The sequence below is a fragment of the Chelativorans multitrophicus genome, from assembly GCF_011317445.1.
GTDB classification, from domain to species: Bacteria; Pseudomonadota; Alphaproteobacteria; order Rhizobiales; family Rhizobiaceae; genus Chelativorans; species Chelativorans multitrophicus.
In genome coordinates, this window is record NZ_JAAAPL010000004.1 from 120,854 (window position 1) to 138,232 (window position 17,379).

Genomic DNA, 17,379 nt, shown 5'->3' on the forward strand with positions numbered 1-17,379 from the left:
AAGCCCCTGCAGGCAGGAAAAAATGTCTGCAAAGTCCATTTTATCGGTTTGGCTATTTCGTGTTGAAATGCACACTACTGCCGTTCCTTGCCGCCTTCTTCCGAAATCAAAAAAGATCATTGCCGACAAAAACCAATTGTGATAGCTTTTTTGGATAAGGAAGCTGAGATACAACCAGCCAGCGGGTTGACGGTACGAGGGGAATGATCACCTCATGGGTGAGAACATCGTTGATTTCAAAGGTGTAAGGAAGAGCTTTGGAGCGCTTGAGGTCCTTAGGGGCATCGATCTGCGATTGGAAGCGGGCGAGGTCGTCGCGCTCATTGGTCGCAGCGGTTCCGGTAAGAGCACGGCGCTGCGATGCGTAAATGGCCTTGAGCAGATTAATGCGGGGCAACTGACAGTCTGCGGGCATCATCTTCATGTGCCTGAAGTTGACCTGCGCGCCTTGCGTCGAGAGGTCGGGATTGTTTTTCAGGGCTACAATCTTTTTCCCCACCTCACTGTCGCACAGAACGTGATGCTTGCTCCGCGCAAGGTTAAGAAGATCGGGCTCGGTGAAGCGCGTGATCTTGCAGGCGAAGTGCTGGCGCAAGTGGGTCTTTCGGAGAAACTCGATTCTTATCCGAACCAACTCTCGGGTGGGCAACAACAGCGGGTAGCAATTGCAAGGTCGCTTGCGATGCGGCCTCGCCTAATGCTTTTCGATGAGGTGACTTCGGCGCTGGACCCGGAGCTGACCGGCGAAGTTCTAAAGACGATTGAGAGGCTGGCTTGTGACGGGATGACCATGCTGATCGTTACCCACGAAATGGCCTTCGCAAGCTCTGTGGCAACCAGCATCGTCTTCATGCACCAGGGCACTGTGTGGGAGCGCGGATCGCGCAACCTCCTGTCGCAGGCAGCGACACCTGAACTCAGGCAGTTCATAGGAAACGGGTTGTAGCATCCCAATGTTCTGAACTCTTTCCCCCTGATCTCTCCTCCCTGAGCGTCTGCCGACCGCGCAATGGACAGGTAAAGCACGATGTATTTCATGCAATTTGGATGGCTATGGCAGAACTACGACACCCTCCTTTATGGGGCGTTGACGACCATTCTGCTTACAATCGGAGCCTGTGCCGCAGGGAGTGCGATTGGAATCATCGTTGGTCTTTGCAGGCATAGGGGAAACCTCCTGCTGAGGACATGCGGCGCAGCATATGTCGAGGCCATCAGAAACACGCCGCTCCTCGTCCAGGCATTCATTATCTATTTTGGTCTATCGAGCGTTGGCTTTCGGCTTGATCCGCTGCCGGCCGCCCTGGTTGCGCTGGTGATTAACTGCGGCGCGTATTCGGCAGAGATATTTAGGGCCGGCTTCCAATCTATCCCGCCCGCCCAGAAGGAAGCCGCCGAGAGCCTCGCCCTCTCGAAGATCCAGACCTTCGTCTATGTAATACTGCCTCAGGCGCTCAGGAACATTTGGGTTCCGCTGAGCGGCCAGTTCATCCTGATCATGCTGGCGTCGAGCATCGTCTCACAGATTTCGGCCGAGGAGCTGACGGCCGCCGCAAGCCAGATCCAATCCCAGACGTTCCGAAGCTTCGAGGTCTACGTTGTTCTGGCAGCCCTGTATCTAGCCCTGTCTATTGTCCTGAAGACTGTGCTCGTTCGCATGGGAATCTTCTTTTTCCCTGAACAGCGGATTTTGCGCAGATCGGCCAAGCGCGCGCGATCCAGAGGCCGCTAATGCGAGAGTTTTCCTACAACGACATTTACTTTCTGCTCGACGCCACCCAATACACAGTGTGGCTGTCGCTGGCATCTCTTGTTCTCGGTAGTGTTGTCGGTATAGGCATTTGCCTGCTGAGACTGAGCAATTCCAAGCTGATCGGGGCAATCGCGGCCACGATTGTCGCCATTGGGCAAGGCGTGCCGCCGCTCGTTCTTCTGTTCCTCGCCTATTTCGGGCTGGCTTTCGCGGGCATCGTCGTCAGCCCGTTCATGGCCTCCTGCATCGCATTGAGCTTTTTTGCAGCCGTGTATCTGGGGGAAATTTGGCGTAGCGCGATTCAGTCGATACCGATCGCCCAATGGGAGGCGTCCGAGTCCCTATCCCTGTCTTGGGCGCAGCAGATGATCTATGTGATCGTCCCGCAGGCCATACGCCTTGCCACACCTTCGAGCGTCGGCTTCATTGTCCAGCTCGTCAAGAACACGTCGCTGGCGTCGATTGTCGGCTTGGTCGAGCTAACGCGCGCTGGCCAGCTCGTAAACAATGCAACGTTTCAAGCTTTTCAAGTCTTCTTGACCGTCGCCATCATATATTTTTGCATTTGCTATCCAATCTCATTGATTAGCCGATTTCTCGAGAAGAAAACCGCACATTAGCAATTGAAGAACCATGAAGAAGGGAACAACAATGAAACAACTGCTCTGCACATTCATGCTTGCCGTTGCGGCACTTGTCGGAAGCGCCCCATTGGCTGCCGCACAGACTTTGGAGGCCATCGAATCCCGCGGCAAGGTGCTGATCGCGATAGACACCGCGGTGCCGCCATACGGCATGCTCGACGAAAACATGCAGCCGGTGGGATACGATGTCGACATGGCGAAGATGATCGCTCAAGATCTCGGCGTCGAACTTGAGATCGTTCCGGTCACCGGCCCAAACCGAATTGCCTATCTCGAAAGCAATCGGGCAGATATGGTGATTTCCACTTTCGGCGTGACTCCGGAGCGCGCAAAGACAGTTAACTTCACCATACCTTACGGCGCAAATCAGATTTGGATCTTTGGGCAAAAAGGCGAGGCTGCCTCCTCCATTGCTGATTTGTCCGGGAAGCCGGTGGCTGTCGTTCGAGGCTCGATTCAGGACAATGTTGTCACCCGAATGCTGCCTGATGCAGTGATCCGCAGATATGAGGATGATGCGACCGCCGCGACAGCATTCCTGTCAGGACAGGTACCGTTTATCGCCACAGGCACGCTTATTGGCGACAAACTCGTCGCGCGGGACACCGAGAATTACGAGCGCAAACTTCTGCTTGGGCTAAATCCCTATTCCATCGGGCTTCGAAAGGGCGATCTGGAGTTCCTCCACCTGATCAATACCTTCATCTATTCTTATCGGCTGGGCGGCCAGTTAAATGAGCTGAGCAAAAAGTGGATCGGCGCAGAGTTGGGGAACCTACAGTCCTTCTAAAGCAGCCTCAAAGAATATCGGGGAGATATGAGCCAAGGAATGACTCATCCGCTCGTATCTCCCCATTACTAAACAGGGAAGGCCGGGAGCCCTCCCTCGATTGGGAAAAGTAAATGGCTCAGCGTTCAATCCTCGTCGGCCAGATTTGGCACGAGGGGCATTCATTCAATCCGATCCTGACGCGCGAAAAGGATTTCCTCTTCCTGCGGGGAGAAGCCGTCCTTGAGGAAGCCCGAGCTTCGTCGACGGCATTGAGCGGTATTGTAAAGACCGCTGAAGCTCTCGGATATCGCTGCGTACCTTCGATCAGCGCCCGTGCGCGTCCGGGCGGAGCTATCGAACAGAAGGTGTTCGATAACATTGTTGACGAATTCGTCCAGGCGGCGCGGATGCAAGACTTTGACGCGATCTGTCTTGACCTTCACGGTGCGACACTCGCGGAGCACACACTCGACACGGAAGGGTATCTGCTGTCGCGGCTCCGGGAGGTTGTCGGCAACGACATCATGATCTCGCTTGCTCTCGACCTGCATGCCTACCTGACACCCCAAATGGTGGAGCAGGCGACGATCATAACGAGCTTCCGCACGACTCCTCACGCGGATATCGAGGAAACGGGCGTCCGGGCCATGACGCTGCTTGACAGCCTGTCCAATGAAACGCGGCCTCCGCGTGCGATATATTCGCTGATTCCTTTTCTCACCAGAGGTAACGACGAGACGTGGTCGGGGCCACTCGCCGAGATCGGCGCGGCGGCGGATAGGTGGCGCGCGCGTTCCGATGTCGTCGACCTGTCAATCTTCAACGTCCATCCTTTTCTCGACGTGCCGGGATACGGGCAGGTCGTTCTCGCCTATGACAACGGAAGTGGGGCGGCCATTGATGCGTGCAGGGATCTGAGCGACATGCTCTGGAAGGCACGCGACGAATTCCAAGAGCAGCTCATGTCTGTCGACAAGGCGTTGGAAATTGCACGCACTTCGCGGCAACTGCTCGCTCTCGGGGACCAGGGCGATCGCGTCATGGGCGCTGGCCCCGGCGATTCACCCGAGATCGCGCGCGTGGCCCTCGAACATTTTCCGGGCCTAAAAGTCGCTGTTCCAGTGTATGATCCGCAGGCGGTCAGAACAGCACGGGAAGCGGGAGAGAACGCTACGGTCCGCATGGCCGTCGGAGGCGCTTTCACCCATTCGGTCGCACCGCTCGAACGCGACTGGACCGTCCGGAAACTTTGCCGCGCGCGTTTTACGAATATCGGGCCTTATATGGCGGGAACGGAAGCGGATTTTGGCGATGCCGCTGTGCTGACCTGTGATGCTGTCACGGTAATTGTCACAACTATGGCTCCCAACGTGCATGATCCTGCCTTTTACGAGGCGGTGGGTGTTCCGCTGGCCAGCCAGCAGGCGGTAGTCGCCAGAGCAGCCAACCACTACAAGCTCTCCTTCGCCGATATCGCTCGAACGATTACAGTCGATACTCCCGGCCTCACAGCCTTTAAGCCGCATCAGTTCCCTTTTACCCAGGCGAGGCCCTTCTACCCGCTCGACATCGTCCAGTGGTCGTTTGCTCCTCTTGAGTGCAACAAGGTGGGCTAGAGGGGAGCAGCCAACAAAGCGCCTCCAAATACGGAAGGAGATTCATGAGATTTTCCGAGGCCGGCCGCCGCGAGTGGGTCATGGCGCTTTGATGGATATGACTTTGGAGGAGCCTCTCCAGTCTCCGCCCTTTGGCCTATCGTGACGAGCTAACCGGCAGCTTGAAGAATTCAGACCGCTGAGACGGCGAGGAAGCATCAACCCACCGAGGGTGCACGGAGGGGCGCTTCACGCGTCCTTCGTGTCGCTCGGCGCCTATTGCCACTAAAAAGCTTATGAAATCAGATAGGAACTGGCGGAGAGAGAGGGATTCGAACCCTCGATACGGTTTCCCGTATACACGCGTTCCAGGCGTGCGCCTTCAACCACTCGGCCACCTCTCCACAGGCAACGAAAGCTGAATATAGCCTTCCGCTGCACGGGGGCATGCAAAGCCCGGGGCTCATCTAGTCGAATTAGCCCCGCATGCCAAGATGCTTAGACGCCTTTTCTCTCTTGGTTGAAAACTTATGAATCCGCGGCGATTGCCAAGTCGCTCTCGCAGCCTTATCTCACTGGCAATAGCATTGACAGCCATTGGCGGATTTCACAATGCGGCTCATCTTTCGCATCCTTGCGCTTTTTGCCCTTGCCATCGCTGTCGTCATGGCGGTTATCGACGCAACCCGCACGATCGCGGCAGATGCCTGGACGTTCACGCCATTGGTGGAAAGCTGGCAGACCACCTTTCCCGATGCGCTGCTGTCCGTCCAACGATTCATTCAGGCTCGCACGGTTTCCTACCTGTGGGATCCTGTGATGACCTCCATCCTTTCGTTGCCCGGGTGGCTCGTTTTTTCCGCGCTCGCATTCATCCTTTACGCCATTGGCTATCGAAGACGAAGGCCGGGCGATCTTTTGGCCGCCCGCTAGCCGGTCAAACCGAGGAGAGCTCCCATGTTCTTTCAGACTTCGGAAAAGAAGCTCAGGCTTCCTTCCCCGCAGGAGGCATTGCCGGGTCGCCCGCAGCCCATTGCCACCGCCGAGCATCATTTCGTCAACGGCAGACCCCTGAAGGGTCCATATCCGGAAGGTGCCGAGCAGGTGCTGTTCGGCATGGGCTGCTTTTGGGGTGCCGAGCGCCTTTTCTGGCAGATGGAGGGGGTCTGGGTCACTGCCGTGGGCTTTGCCGGCGGGCTCACGCCAAATCCCACCTATCGGGAAACCACGACGGGACTCACCGGCCATGCGGAGGTGGTCCTCGTCGTCTATGATCCGAAGGTGGTTTCCTTTTCCGCGCTTCTAAAGGTTTTCTGGGAGAGCCACGATCCGACCCAGGGGATGCGGCAGGGAAACGATGTGGGCACAACTTACCGGTCCGTCATATACGCCACCACGGACGCGCAGCTACACGAAGCCGAGGCTTCCCGGGACGCATATGAGAAGGCGCTGAGAGGCGCCGGAAGAGACCGGGTAACGACCGAGATTGACCGTGCCCCAACCTTTTTCTTTGCCGAGGAAGAGCACCAGCAATATCTTGCCAAGAATCCCGGCGGCTATTGCGGTCTGCAGGGAACAGGCGTCGCCTGCCCGATGCCGGGGGCCTCTGTTCAATAGCCCAGTACGCCGCACCTATTTGGCGCACGGCTCCATTTTCTAACCTGTTTTCCGCGTGGAATTTTCCCTGCGCCCGTGCAAGAGTGCTCTCAAGCAGGATGCAAAATCCTGCCGGCATATAGCGCACCGTACCATGCGGAAGCGTGGGGATCGGTGTCAGAGCAACCGACAGGGTGTGGATCAAATGAAGCAAATTGTTCTCGGCCTTCTGGGCGCAACAGCAATGGTCACCGCCGCAATGGCTCAGGAGGAGACCTCCCCAGCGCTCCTCTATGATCTGGGAGGAAAGTTCGACAAGTCTTTCAATGAAATGGCCTATATGGGCGCGGAGAAGTTCAAGGAGGAAACCGGCGTTCAATATGCCGAGTTCGAGATCTCCAATGATGCCCAGCGCGAACAGGCCCTGCGCCGTTTCGCCGAGAACGGGCATAATCCCATAGTGATGGCGGGTTTCACCTGGGTGGAGTTCCTCAATAAGGTGGCGCCGGACTACCCCGATGTGAGCTTCACCATTATCGACGATAAGGTCGACCAGCCGAATGTCCGCTCCGTCACGTTCAAGGAGCATGAGGGCTCCTATCTCGTCGGAATGCTTGCGGCCATGGCGTCGGAGACTGGGACTGTCGGGTTTGTCGGCGGGATGCAGGTGCCGCTGATCGGAAAGTTCGAATGCGGTTATGTGGGCGGTGTGAAAGCCGCGAAGCCCGACGCCAACGTGATCCGCAATTATACCGGCGACACACCTTCGGCCTGGAACGATCCGACGAAAGGTGGCGAGATCACCCGCACGCAGATCGATCAGGGAGCAGATGTCATTTACCACGCCGCGGGTGGCACTGGTGTCGGCGTCTTGCAGGCTGCGGCGGATGCCGGAAAGCTGGGCATCGGCGTCGACGCCAATCAGAATCACCTCCATCCGGGACACGTGCTCACCTCGATGCTGAAACGCGTGGATCTTGCCGTCTACGATTCCTTCATGGACGCCAAAAATGGCGAGTTCACCTTCGGGCATGAGGATTGGGGCCTGAAAGAGGAAGGGGTGGGTTATGCGGTCGACGAGAACAACGAGTCGCTCATCACCGCGGAAATGAAGAACGCGGTGGAGAAGGCGAAGGCCGATATTATTTCGGGTGCTGTCACTGTCCACAACTACCTGGACGACAACAGCTGCCCTTACTGGTAAGCGATGCGTCAGCAACGGAAAAGGGGCCGTGCGCGGCCCTTTTTCTTGTCTGAGGCGCGATGCGCAACTGAAGGAGACCGCCATGCTTGATCTCGCACCGGTGCTCAATCACTTGGATAACGAACTGGACCGCAGCCTGGGGCGCTTGTTCGACCTGTTGGCAATTCCATCGATTTCCACCGATCCGGCCTTCGCAAAAGATGTGCGGAGCGCTGCTGCCTGGCTCGCTAAAGATCTGCATTCGATCGGGTTCGAGGCAAGCGTGCGGGAAACTGCCGGCCATCCGATGGTGGTTGCTCATCACGAAGGTGAGGGACCGCATGTGCTCTTTTACGGTCATTATGACGTGCAGCCGGTCGATCCTCTGCCCCTTTGGGAAAGTGACCCGTTCTCGCCGGAGGTAAGGGAAGTCGAGCCCGGCCGCAAGGTTATCACCGGGCGCGGCTCGTCAGACGACAAGGGGCAACTCATGACCTTCATCGAGGCATGCCGCGCCTACAAGGCAGTACACGGCAAGCTGCCCTGCCGTATCAGTATTCTGCTGGAAGGCGAGGAAGAATCCGGCTCGCCTTCGCTGGGGCCCTTTCTGGAGGCCAACGCAGAGGAGCTGAAGGCCGATTTCGCGCTGGTCTGCGATACAACCATGTGGGATCGCGAAACCCCTGCCATCTGCGTCGGGCTGCGTGGTTTGGTCGGTGAGGAGGTTACCGTAAAGGCTGCTGATCGCGACCTGCATTCGGGCTTCTTCGGCGGCGCCGCTGCGAATCCGATCCGCGTGCTCGCCAGTGTCCTGGCAGCCATGCATGATGAGGATGGCCGCGTGACGATCCCCGGCTTTTATGACGGCGTGGAAGAAACGCCGCCCCATATACTCGAGAGCTGGAAGGCCTTGGGCAGCACGCCGGAGAATGTCCTCGGCCCCATCGGGCTCTCCCGGCCGGCGGGCGAAAAAGGGCGCGGGATCCTGGAGCTCATCTGGGCGCGCCCGACCGCCGAATTCAACGGCATTACCGGCGGCTACACCGGCGAAGGGTTCAAGACCGTTATCCCGGCGCAAGCCTCGGCCAAGATCTCTTTCCGCCTGGTGCATAATCAGGACCCTGCCAAAATTCGCGAGGCATTCCGCGCCTTTGTTGGCGAGCGCATCCCGGAAGACTGCTCGGTGGAGTTCGCGCCGCATGGCGGTTCGCCCGCAATCCAGCTTTCCTACGATTCGCCGCTGGTGAAGACCGCGCAGGAGGTTTTATCGCAGGAGTGGGGCAGGCCGGCTGTGGCGATCGCGATGGGCGGGTCCATCCCGATTGTCGGCGATTTCCAAAAGGTGCTCGGGATGGAATCGCTCCTCGTCGGCTTTGGCCTGGCGGATGACCGGATCCATTCTCCGAACGAGAAATACGAGCTTAATTCGTTTCATATGGGACAGCGGTCCTGGGCAAGAATCCTCGCTGCTTTCGCTGAGGGGACGATTTAATGACGATCCGATTTCATCAATACGACCTGCCCGATCTCTCCCGCTACGATGTGGACGCGGTGGCGATCGATACCGAAACGCTGGGGCTCAATCCCCATCGTGACAGGCTATGCGTGGTGCAGCTTTCTCCAGGGGACGGAACGGCGGATGTCGTGCAGATCGCGGCAGGGCAGAGGCGCGCTCCAAACCTTGTCGCGCTTCTGCGAAACCGGCGCATCACGAAATTATTTCACTATACCCGTTTCGACATAGCGGTTCTCTACCACTCGTTCGGCGTCATGCCCGATCCGGTTTTCTGCACCAAGATTGCCTCGCGCCTGACGCGGACTTACACCGATCGTCACGGCCTCAAGGATATCTGCTACGAGCTTCTGCAGGTAAATCTTTCCAAGGCGCAGCAGTCTTCCGATTGGGCAGCGGAACAGCTGACTCCGGAACAGCTGGAATATGCTGCGTCCGATGTGCTTTATCTTCATCGCCTGGCGGACGTGCTGCAACAGCGTCTGATGCGGGACGGCCGCGCGCGGGAAGCGCAGGCTTGCTTCAAGTTTTTGCCCACACGAGCAAAGCTGGATCTCATGGGTTGGGACGAGCAAGACATATTTGCACATAGTTAAAAAACAAAAGCCTGATTGGATTATCACGCTATTTATTAGAAATAATTATCGCCACGAAACTTTTGAGGGGTAAAGTAGTTTCGCCTGTCTGGCTTGGATATTGGAATTTGCGCCGTTTCATACTGAAAAATACATAAACTTTTCTATTTTTAAGCATTTAATTGATGAAGTCATTATCGAAATCGCTGGCTTCCCAGATTACCGTGGCTATTGCCCTGCTCACGCTTCTTGCGCTGGCATCGCTCGCCGCCTTTACGTGGTTCGCGGCGAGAAGGGCTGATGAAGAAGCTCTGCGGACGCAAAAAATGCTCGTCCAGCGGGAGATCTCTTCCATAATGGCTGCTGTCCCAAGAGAACAGGAAAGCTTTAGCGTATGGGATGACGGCGTAATCCACACCAACAAACGTGACGTCCAGTGGGTTGAGGAAAACTTCGGCGGCTGGATGTACCGCTTCTTCAAGCATGACCGAACTTACATAGTTGCTCCTGATGGTGAGCTCCTCCTTTCGGCCCGTGGCGAAGATGTGGTGAAGCCGCCGAGCTTTGGTGCGGATTTTAGGGCTGCCGAGAGGGTAATGACTAAACTTCGCGAGCGCTTGCAGGCCCGGGAAGCACCGTGGCAAGTCCCCGGCGGCGATATTTTCGTCGTTGATATCGATGAAATTGAACAGCGCCCGGCCATCCTCAGCGCCAGACCCATTCGGCCTCATACGGATGCTGTCGTTGTTCCCAAGGGGAAGGAAAGCATTTTCCTGGCGGTAAAGTTTCTGGATGGGCCGGTGGTGAAGGAGATCGCCAGCACCACGCTTGTAAAGGAACTTCGCTACGAACCAGCGCGCGATTACGTGCCCCAGCCTGGGAGCATCGGGGTTGGCTCCCAACAGGGTGACGTGATCGGCTATTACGTTTGGACTGCCGACCGGCCCGGGTTGGGCCTGATACGTCAAATCGCACCCTGGGCCTCACTCGTACTTGCCTTTGCGGCTGGCATCGCGTTCTACCAGGCACGCAAATTGCGCCGCGCCTCGGCCGAACTGCAGGAGAGCGAGGGACGCGCGCGCCATCTCGCCTTTCACGATTGGCTGACGGGACTGCCCAATCGCGCGCGTCTGGAGAGCAGGCTCGATGACATTCTAGCCGATCTGCTGCCGGGGCAGGCAGAGGCTGCCGTGCTTCTTCTGGATCTCGATCGATTCAAAAATGTAAATGATACCCTCGGCCACCGCGCGGGCGATCAGGTCATTCAGCAGACAGCGCGGCGGCTGAAGGATATCGTCGGAAATACCGGCCTCGTGGCTCGTCTCGGCGGCGATGAGTTTGCCATCGTGATAGCCTCTCGAAATGCCGTGGAGGCAGCCAGCGAACTGTCGGATAGGGTGCTCGCGGCATTTATCCCGCCCTTTCAGCTGGAGGGGGATACGGCGCATATCGGCGTCAGCATTGGCATTGCCACCGCCCCTGAAGCGGCTTTGCACCGCGAAGAGATCCTGCGCAAGGCTGACATCGCCCTCTATGAAGCCAAGAAGCAGGGCCGCGGCCGCTATGAACTTTTCTCCAGGACGATGGACGATACCGTCAAGCAGCGCCGCCAGGTGGAGGCGGATCTGCGAAAGGCGCTCGCGACGGGGAAAGAGCTCGAACTTGTCTACCAGCCTCTCTATTCGGCGGAAGGCAGGATCACCGGCGCTGAGGCGCTCCTGCGCTGGAACCATCCCGTGCACCAATGCGTCTCGCCTCTGTTCCTTGTCACAATCGCCGAGGAAAGCGGGCTTATTGCCCAAATCGGTGATTGGGTGCTCCATGAGGCGTGCCGAATGGCCAAGCGCGTGCCAGTCGCCTGGATCGCCGTGAATGTCTCTCCGGTTCAGCTTCGCGATGCGGATTTTGCACGCCGGTGCCTCGATATCATTCGGCATCACCGGATCGCGCCACAGAGGATTCAGATCGAAGTCACCGAAGCGGTTGTCATCGAGAATCCTGAACTTGCCGGCACGATACTCGGCGCATTAAGGTCCGCCGGCGTTCGCGTAGCGCTCGACGATTTCGGGACGGGCTATTCCTCCATGAGCTACCTTCGGAATTACCCGCTGGACAGGCTCAAAATCGACCGTTTTTTTGTGCGTGCGCTGCTGGAGGGCGAAGAAGGGCGTGCGATAATCGCAGCCATGATTGAAATGGCGCGCGCTTTGAAGCTGAAGGTCACCGCCGAGGGTGTGGAAACTCAGGAACAGCGCGACCTTCTTGTCAAACTAGGGTGTGATGAAATGCAGGGCTATCTGTTTTCCCGGCCCATACGGGCGCCGCACTTCATCGCGAAGTTCTCTTCCGCTGGCGGCGCTATATCTCCGAACTCCTGACAAGGGCAGGAAATTGAGATGAGTTTCCATGAAAGAGCTGCGGCCGCGATGAGACGCGCTTCCAGCAATGAAGGCCCGCGGCATCTCGGCTAAGTCGTTGAAGTGGCGTGAATTTGTGGATATTCGCCATTAACGCCCCCTTAAATCGCCATCTTTAGCTTGCAGGTGGGCGCGAAGGAGCCGCATCGCGGGTGGTGATGGGAGTTTAGATGGCGAAGCGCGATCGGGGAAAACGCATCGAACCAAGCTTCGGCGCACCGGGCGGGCGGCGCTCTGGAACATTGTCGGTGAGCCAGTCCGACCGTATTCTCCCTCCCGCGCGCCGTCCGAGCCGCAAAAAGGGTAAAAAGAAAGCCCACCGCCGTTCCAGCCGCGCGCGGCGCAGCGGGCTCGGAGGTTTTCTGCGAGGCTTCGTCTACTGGTCGATCGTGCTCGCCCTTTGGGGAGGGATCGCCGCTGCAGGGCTCATCGCCTATTACGGCGCCCAGATGCCGAGCCTAACCACCTGGGTGATTCCCGATAGGCCGCCTAACGTAAAGATCGTGGCAGTGGATGGCACGCTGATCGCCAATCGCGGCATGACAGGCGGCGAAGCGATCGGCCTGCACGAAATGTCGCCCTTCATCCCCCAGGCGGTGATTGCCATCGAGGATCGGCGCTTCTACTCCCATTGGGGCGTGGATCCGATGGGTATGGCGCGCGCGATGGTCGCGAACCTGCTTGAGGGCGAGCTGTCCCAGGGTGGGTCCACCATTACCCAGCAGCTGGCCAAGAACCTCTATCTGAAACCCGACCGCACGCTTGAGCGCAAGGTTCAGGAGATGCTGCTCGCTCTGTGGATGGAGCAGAAATATACCAAGAACCAGATACTCGAGATGTATCTCAACCGGGTCTATTTCGGTTCGGGCGCCTATGGCGTGGAGGCTGCTTCACAGCGCTATTTCAACAAGTCGGCCCACGAAATCACGCTTTCCGAGGCGGCTTTGCTGGCCGGCCTCCTGAAGGCTCCCTCTCGGCTTTCCCCCGCGCGCGATCCGCAGGCCGCAGAGGAACGCGCCCAGGTGGTGCTCTCGGCCATGCGCGAGGAGGGCATGATCGGCGACAGCCAGCTGGCGGCGGCGATGAGCGCGCCTGCCAACCGCGCGGCAGCCTACTGGACCGGCTCGGAGCACTACGTGGCCGATCGGATCATGGAAGAGCTGCCCGCTCTTGTCGGCACGGTGGAACGGGATGTGGTGGTCAAAACCACCATTGACCTGCATTTGCAGAAGGTGGCGGAAAAGTCGATCCGCCGCCTCATTGACGAGAAGGGGAAGCAGCTTCAGGTAAGCCAGGGTGCGCTCGTTTCCATCGACGGTTCCGGTGCGGTACGCGCGATGGTGGGCGGATATGATTATGCGCACAGCCAATTTGACCGTGCCTCGGAGGCGCGGCGGCAGCCCGGCTCGGCTTTCAAGCCATTCGTCTACATGGCCGCGCTTGAACAGGGGCGCACGCCCGACAGCATGCGCAACGACGCACCGGTTCGAATCGGCAAATGGCGGCCGGAGAATTATCAGGGCAAGTATTATGGCCAGGTCACGCTGGCGGAAGCGCTTGCGCGGTCGCTCAATTCCGTCGCAGCGCAGTTGGCCGTCGAGGTCGGACCTGAAGCGGTCGTCGAAGTGGCGCATCGCATGGGCGTCGAGTCGAGCCTCAACGCGAACGCTTCGATCGCGCTCGGCACATCCGAGGTGACGCCGCTTGAGCTCACCGCCGCCTATGTGCCGTTCGCCAATGGCGGCTTTAAGCCCGAGATACACTTCATCGAAACCATCACCACCGCGTCCGGCAAGGTGCTCTACCAGCAAAAGGCAAGCCACGTCCCGCGCGTGGCCAATGCCGAGATCATCGGCATGATGAATTACATGATGGCAGGTACAATCGAGTACGGCAGCGGGCGAGCCGCCGCTTTCGGCTGGCCTGCCGCGGGCAAGACGGGCACCACGCAGGAATCCCGCGATGCCTGGTTCCTCGGCTATACATCGAATCTTATCACCGGTGTCTGGTTCGGCAATGACAACAGCCGCCCCACCAAGGCAACCGGCAGCTCGTTGCCGGCGGAGGCATGGCGCGAGTTCATGACAGCCGCCCACAAGGGTGTTCCGGTGGCAGGACTTCCCGGCAGTTGGAGACCTCAGCCGCGGTTGGATGTTGCCCGGCCGCTGGAGTCCTCCAGGCCGGTGCCGCAGAACGCGGTTGGGGAGGCCGCAAGGCCTCAGCCGATCCCGTCCGTGGCGGATGCCGGCGGCGGGAATGGCCGCCCAGTTCCGCCAGCGGATGTGGGCGGACCGCAACAGCGGCGGCATCTCTCGATCCTGGATGCAATTCTAGGCAACTAGGCAGCGCGCCGGCCTATCGCATTCTCTGCGCCCAGAGATTACATATGGCGCAAATGGAGAGCGACGTGAGCCAGATTGATCAGCGGAAGACCTTGGTCCTGACGGGCGCAAGCCGGGGTATCGGGCATGCGACGGTAAAGCGCTTCTCGCGCGAAGGTTGGCGCGTCATCACCTGCTCGCGCCAGGCTTTCGCGGAGGACTGTCCTTGGCCGGCTGGTCCTGAGGATCATATTCAGCTCGATCTTTCGGATCAGGAGGGAGTGGGCATCGCGATCGCCGAAATCCGTCACCGTCTCGCCGAAAATGGCGGACAGCTCAATGCGCTCGTCAACAATGCCGCGATCTCACCCAAGCTCGATGGCGGCAGGCGCATGAATTCCATCGATACGCCAATGCATGTCTGGCGCGACGTCTTCCAGGTGAACTTCTTCGCGCCGATCATGCTGGCGCGCGGCCTCTTCAAGGAGCTCGCCGCCGCCAAGGGCTCGATCGTCAATGTCACATCCATAGTAGGCGGTCGCGTTCATCCCTTTGCAGGCACCGCCTATGCCACCTCGAAGGCGGCACTTGCCGCGCTTACACGCGAAATGGCGGGTGATTTCGGTCCACACGGGATACGCGTCAACGCGATCGCACCGGGCGAGATCGAAACGCCGATCCTGTCGCCTGGCACCGACAAGCTGGTCGAAACCATACCGCTGCGCCGGCTCGGCCAAACATCGGAAGTCGCGGATACGATCTACTTTCTCTGTTCCGAAAACGCCTCTTACGTCACGGGCGCAGAGATCCATATCAATGGCGGGCAGCACGTCTGAGGGGAGGCTCCCCTCACCGCACGCGGGAGCCGCCCTGCAGTGGAAAGGTCGGTGCGCCGCCGCTCGTCAACGTCTTCTCGATATCGAAGATGGTATGGTTCGTGAGCGTCTTGGATAGCTCGCCCGTGACCCGCGCATCGACTTCCTTGTGCAATGCCTTGCGTAGCGCACCCAGCACCAGCGGCGGCGCAACGAGCACGATCTTTTCGAACCGGCCGCTGTGAGCCATCTTGTAGAGCCGCTCGGCAATCTCTTCCGCGAAGCGCTCCTTCTCAATGCGGTGCCAGTCCGTCTCCGCGAAGCCGCTCTTATGCACGTTTGCGCCGTCGGAATAGCGGCCGGGCTGGTCCGTTCCCTGCTCGCGCGTGGGCGGGTTTTCGTCACGCAACTCGCGCACGACTTCAAGATTGGGATATTCGGCATCGCCCTTGTTGTGCAGGAACAGTGCCTTTTCGCCATCTGCCACGAGAACCCAAATGCCGTGTTCGAGCCGAATGCCCGCCATTTTTCTCTCCATGTTGATGTTTATTTGCTCCCGCACAACTTCGTTTGGGCGTGCGGCGTTCCACGGCGGCGTGGCAGCGCGGAAACAAGTGGCGGATGATTTTTCCTTAGGTGTGGTCGGCAGCGGAAAAGCGATTGCGCGGCGGTCTTTCATGCGCGACTGGGTTTCTTCTGAAAATTCTCGCCCGCGGGCAAAATTGCCCACTGATCAGGAGCAACTGGTTTTATGGCTGGCGAAACGGCAAAGCTGAACGCATTTCCCGTTTTCTTACGGGTGGAAGGACGACGCGTCGTCATCGTCGGTTCCGGCGGCGAGGCTTTGGCTAAGGCGCGGCTGATGGCGCAGTCAAGCGCTGAAATCCTGATTGTCGCCGAAAAGCCGGAGCCAGCGCTTGCAGCCTGGGCTGCGGAGAACGGCGCGGCTCTTACCCGCTCCTCATACAACCCCGCCCTTCTCGACGGTGCCGTCCTTGTCTTCGCCGCCACGGGCGATGAAGAGGCCGATCGCGCCGTGGTGGCCGATGCGCGGGAACGGTCCATCCCGGTCAATGCCGTGGATCGGCCGGAACTTTGCGATTTCTTCACCCCGGCCCTGGTCAACCGTGCGCCTGTGGCTGTCGCTATCGGCACGGAAGGTGCAGGCCCGGTGCTGGCGCAGATGATCCGCGCCCGCATCGATCAGATGCTTTCGCCCTCGCTCGGGCGGCTTGCTCTTCTTGCCGCTTCCTACCGCGCGGCGGTTGAGCACCGCCTTGCCAAGGGCGTCGTGCGCCGTCGCTTCTGGAAAGCTTTCTTTACCGGCGGTCCGGCATGCGCCGTGGAGGCAGGCAATGCGGATCGCGCCGCGTGGGCAGCAGAAATGCTGCTGGATTCACAGGGCGTTGAGCCCGGCCACGTGGCGCTGGTGGGTGCCGGCCCAGGCGCGGAGGATCTGCTCACGCTGCGCGCCCAGCGCCTTTTGATGGAAGCCGATGTGATCGTGCATGACGCGCTGGTGCCCGAGGCGGTCGTCGCCATGGGGCGGCGCGATGCGGAGCGCATCGCGGCAGGAAAGCGCAAGGGTTGCCACTCCAAGACCCAGGCCGAGATCAACGAGCTCCTTGTCGCGCTTGGGCGTAATGGCAAGCGTGTCGTGCGGCTGAAATCGGGCGATCCGCTCATCTTCGGCCGTGCGGGTGAGGAGATAGCCGCGCTGCGTGAGGCCGGCATTTCCTATGAAGTCGTACCGGGCGTTACTGCCGCTTTCGCCGCCGCCGCCGATTTCGAGCTGCCGCTGACGCTGCGTGGCATAGCCTCGTCGCTCGTCTTCACAACCGGCCACGATCTGAAAGGGCAGGCGCTGCCGGATTGGGCCAAGCTCGCCATCGATGGCGCGACGGTCGCTGTCTATATGGGTCGCTCGACCGCTGCCGAGGTAGCGCAGCATCTGCAGGAAGCTGGCCTGTCGCCGGATACCGCGGTGGCTGTGGTTGAGAACGCCAGCCTCGGAAACCGGCGCCTCTTTCACGGCACGCTTTCCGATTTGCCGGCGCTTGGAAGGCGCGCTGATCTTTCCGGCCCGGTGCTCACGATCATAGGTGATGCCGTCGCTGGCGCGAATCTGGCGCGCTCGGAACCGCTCGCTGCTTACCACGAGCACGGCGCACGCACTCCGGCAGAAGAGGAATGAG

Annotated in this window: 16 protein-coding genes and 1 tRNA gene; 15 read left to right on the plus strand and 2 right to left on the minus strand. The window is 59.1% G+C overall.

Features of this window, described 5'->3' with window-relative positions; all coding sequences use genetic code 11:
• The first annotated feature begins 214 nt into the window (after nucleotides 1-214).
• From GNP00_RS18695 to GNP00_RS18715, 5 genes are all read left to right on the plus strand, one after another.
• Nucleotides 215-946, plus strand: coding sequence for an amino acid ABC transporter ATP-binding protein (locus tag GNP00_RS18695; protein ID WP_011583283.1), 732 nt, complete (start codon nucleotides 215-217; stop codon nucleotides 944-946).
• A gap of 90 nt (nucleotides 947-1,036) precedes the next feature.
• Nucleotides 1,037-1,732 carry an amino acid ABC transporter permease gene (locus GNP00_RS18700; RefSeq protein ID WP_246259138.1) on the plus strand — a complete coding sequence of 232 codons (696 nt, stop codon included), beginning with the start codon at nucleotides 1,037-1,039 and terminating at the stop codon, nucleotides 1,730-1,732.
• Nucleotides 1,732-2,373 (plus strand): amino acid ABC transporter permease, encoded by a 642-nt coding sequence (locus GNP00_RS18705; RefSeq protein WP_011583285.1) that lies wholly within the window; start codon nucleotides 1,732-1,734, stop codon nucleotides 2,371-2,373. Before GNP00_RS18700 ends, GNP00_RS18705 begins: the two co-directional genes overlap by 1 nt.
• Nucleotides 2,374-2,404: 31 nt before the next feature.
• Entirely contained in the window at nucleotides 2,405-3,187 is a 783-nt protein-coding gene (locus GNP00_RS18710; RefSeq protein WP_011583286.1) for a transporter substrate-binding domain-containing protein, read from the plus strand.
• A 113-nt stretch (nucleotides 3,188-3,300) separates the two neighbouring features.
• Nucleotides 3,301-4,785, plus strand: coding sequence for a M81 family metallopeptidase (locus GNP00_RS18715; protein ID WP_011583287.1), 1,485 nt, complete (start codon nucleotides 3,301-3,303; stop codon nucleotides 4,783-4,785).
• 293 nt (nucleotides 4,786-5,078) lie between these two features.
• Here GNP00_RS18715 and GNP00_RS18720 read toward each other — a convergent pair.
• Nucleotides 5,079-5,168 (minus strand) — tRNA-Ser (locus tag GNP00_RS18720).
• 208 nt (nucleotides 5,169-5,376) lie between these two features.
• Here GNP00_RS18720 and GNP00_RS18725 point away from each other — a divergent pair.
• From GNP00_RS18725 to GNP00_RS18760, 8 genes are all read left to right on the plus strand, one after another.
• Nucleotides 5,377-5,697, plus strand: a complete 321-nt coding sequence (locus GNP00_RS18725; protein WP_011583288.1) for a hypothetical protein — start codon at nucleotides 5,377-5,379, stop codon at nucleotides 5,695-5,697.
• A 24-nt stretch (nucleotides 5,698-5,721) separates the two neighbouring features.
• Nucleotides 5,722-6,381, plus strand: a complete 660-nt coding sequence (msrA, locus tag GNP00_RS18730; protein ID WP_011583289.1) for a peptide-methionine (S)-S-oxide reductase MsrA — start codon at nucleotides 5,722-5,724, stop codon at nucleotides 6,379-6,381.
• 184 nt (nucleotides 6,382-6,565) lie between these two features.
• Nucleotides 6,566-7,564 (plus strand): BMP family lipoprotein, encoded by a 999-nt coding sequence (locus GNP00_RS18735; RefSeq protein WP_011583290.1) that lies wholly within the window; start codon nucleotides 6,566-6,568, stop codon nucleotides 7,562-7,564.
• An 82-nt stretch (nucleotides 7,565-7,646) separates the two neighbouring features.
• Entirely contained in the window at nucleotides 7,647-9,035 is a 1,389-nt protein-coding gene (locus GNP00_RS18740) for a dipeptidase (RefSeq protein ID WP_011583291.1), read from the plus strand.
• On the plus strand, nucleotides 9,035-9,652 hold the full coding sequence (locus GNP00_RS18745; RefSeq protein ID WP_166016214.1) for a ribonuclease D: 618 nt from the start codon (nucleotides 9,035-9,037) through the stop codon (nucleotides 9,650-9,652). Before GNP00_RS18740 ends, GNP00_RS18745 begins: the two co-directional genes overlap by 1 nt.
• A 164-nt stretch (nucleotides 9,653-9,816) precedes the next feature.
• Nucleotides 9,817-12,009, plus strand: a complete 2,193-nt coding sequence (locus GNP00_RS18750) for a putative bifunctional diguanylate cyclase/phosphodiesterase (protein ID WP_011583293.1) — start codon at nucleotides 9,817-9,819, stop codon at nucleotides 12,007-12,009.
• Between the two features lie 209 nt (nucleotides 12,010-12,218).
• Complete coding sequence (locus GNP00_RS18755) at nucleotides 12,219-14,390, plus strand: transglycosylase domain-containing protein (RefSeq protein WP_011583294.1); 2,172 nt, start codon at nucleotides 12,219-12,221, stop codon at nucleotides 14,388-14,390.
• 44 nt (nucleotides 14,391-14,434) lie between these two features.
• A complete protein-coding gene (locus GNP00_RS18760; RefSeq protein ID WP_011583295.1) occupies nucleotides 14,435-15,205 on the plus strand; it encodes an SDR family NAD(P)-dependent oxidoreductase in 771 nt (256 codons plus the stop codon).
• Nucleotides 15,206-15,218: 13 nt separating this feature from the next.
• Here GNP00_RS18760 and GNP00_RS18765 read toward each other — a convergent pair whose 3' ends face one another.
• On the minus strand, nucleotides 15,219-15,710 hold the full coding sequence (locus GNP00_RS18765) for a baeRF12 domain-containing protein (protein ID WP_011583296.1): 492 nt from the start codon (nucleotides 15,708-15,710) through the stop codon (nucleotides 15,219-15,221).
• Here GNP00_RS18765 and GNP00_RS18770 point away from each other — a divergent pair.
• Together GNP00_RS18770 and cysG are read left to right on the plus strand one after the other, a co-directional pair.
• Nucleotides 15,700-15,960 (plus strand): hypothetical protein, encoded by a 261-nt coding sequence (locus GNP00_RS18770; protein WP_157038144.1) that lies wholly within the window; start codon nucleotides 15,700-15,702, stop codon nucleotides 15,958-15,960. The genes GNP00_RS18765 and GNP00_RS18770 overlap by 11 nt on opposite strands.
• Nucleotides 15,936-17,378 carry a siroheme synthase CysG gene (gene cysG / locus GNP00_RS18775; RefSeq protein ID WP_011583297.1) on the plus strand — a complete coding sequence of 481 codons (1,443 nt, stop codon included), beginning with the start codon at nucleotides 15,936-15,938 and terminating at the stop codon, nucleotides 17,376-17,378. Before GNP00_RS18770 ends, cysG begins: the two co-directional genes overlap by 25 nt.
• Nucleotide 17,379 lies beyond the last annotated feature (1 nt).